Source organism: Gemmiger formicilis, from assembly GCF_018784445.1.
Taxonomy (GTDB): domain Bacteria; phylum Bacillota; class Clostridia; order Oscillospirales; family Ruminococcaceae; genus Gemmiger.
The window spans coordinates 1-1,660 of record NZ_WQOH01000101.1 but is presented as its reverse complement, the minus strand read 5'-3'; the positions used below and the strand labels follow the sequence as shown (position 1 = coordinate 1,660).

Below are 1,660 nucleotides of genomic sequence, written 5' to 3'. Positions count from 1 at the left end.
GAGACTAACTATTAAAAGTCAAGCCCCAAAATGAAAAAATCCGCCAACCGACCGCGGCCCCTGACAAACAGCATTCAAATGCTGGAATCAGCACAGCGAGGGCGACGGAGAGAACAGCAAAGCAAAGCCCAGCCAGCCCTCGCACAAACAGGATAGCATTTGAATGCTTCGGTTCGTCAAGGGTTCGCTGCGCCAGCTAAGTTGTTCTTGGGTTTAGCTCAGGCTCAGGAGAAAATCATGCAGCTGCAAGATATGTTTTCCCAGATTTCTGCAAGGCATAAATCAGCCGAACAAGTTTCTTCATGGAATGGGACAGAGCAACATTGTAGTGTTTTCCTTCGGCACGTTTCTTGGCAAGGTATTCAGCAAAGACAGGATTCCAATGGCAAACGTATTTGGTTGCATTGTAAAGCGCATATCGCAGATAGCGTGAACCTCGTTTTTCCATGTGAGCATAGCAGTTTGTGAGTTTTCCTGACTGGTATGTAGATGGAGAGCAGCCAGCGTAAGCAAGAATTTTGTCAGGAGAACTGAAATTGGAGAAATCCCCGATTTCTGCAAGGATCACAGCAGCGGAGTTTACTCCCATGCCGGGAATCGAGAGAATTGGTGGATTGAGCTCATCTATGATTTTCTGAATAGAATCTTCGATTTCGTTAATCTCAGAGGTGAGTTCCTGAATGAGTTTAATGGTATGCTTCAATTCCAGAGATTTGGCAGGCATGACAGAGCCAATAGAAGCTCTGGCTGTCTCTCGAATCAGGGTGGCTTTTTCTTTTCCGTAATGCCCCTTAGATGCTGTCACAAGAAGGTTTGTCAGCTTGGTGAGATGGACTTCTGAAATTTGCTTTGCACCGGGATATTCACTGAGAAGAGCATAGACAGAAGCACCGTGGAGAGAGGGAACGAGCTTTTCCAGCTCTGGAAACAGGATCGTAACCAGTCTGGACACCGACTGTTTCAACTTGGCTCTTTCACGAACTTTCTCAAATCGGTATCTTGTTAGTGACTTTAGCTCTTCGTTGTGGTATGCTATATCTGTGTAGGACTTGAGGTCTACATCGGACAATAGCATAGTTGCAATCGTTCTTGCATCCACACGATCGGTTTTAGTTTTGCGAAGGCTGAGACTCTTTCGGTACAGGTTGGTGTGCAAAGGGTTAATGACATAAGTTGGCAGACCGTTGTCAAGAAGAAATCCAAGAATGTTGTAACTGTAATGCCCGGTGGCCTCAAGTCCTACTTTTATTTTGCCTGACTTTTTGGTACAGTTTCGAATCGTTTGAAGCAGCTGCTTGAATCCATCCATGTTGTTGGGAATGGTAAAGCAGTCAGCACGAACCGTTCCATCTGAATCAAGAATACAACAGTCATGCTTATCCTTGGCAATGTCAATTCCAACACAAATCATTTTGATACCTCCGACGTATTTACTTCGATGCTGTTCAGGACCACAGACTTCTTTGCTCTTGTAACCTCGTTCTAAATAAACCGTCTGGCGGTATCTAACTGATTAACATTTCAACAAAGAAGCTGTGGTTGGAGCCTCTCGAAAACCGTCTTTGCGGTAGGTGATACATACCAATCCACAGCATCCTGAACTTATTGTAGCATTCCGCTGGAGAGCGGTCTATAAATACTACTTTTATATAATACGAGG

At 44.8% G+C, this 1,660-nt stretch carries 1 protein-coding gene; it reads right to left on the bottom strand.

What is annotated here, in order from left to right; translation table 11 throughout:
- Positions 1–235: 235 nt before the first annotated feature.
- Positions 236–1,411 carry an IS110 family transposase gene (locus tag GPK89_RS16135; RefSeq protein WP_215694701.1) on the bottom strand — a complete coding sequence of 392 codons (1,176 nt, stop codon included), beginning with the start codon at positions 1,409–1,411 and terminating at the stop codon, positions 236–238.
- Between the last annotated feature and the right edge of the window lie 249 nt (positions 1,412–1,660).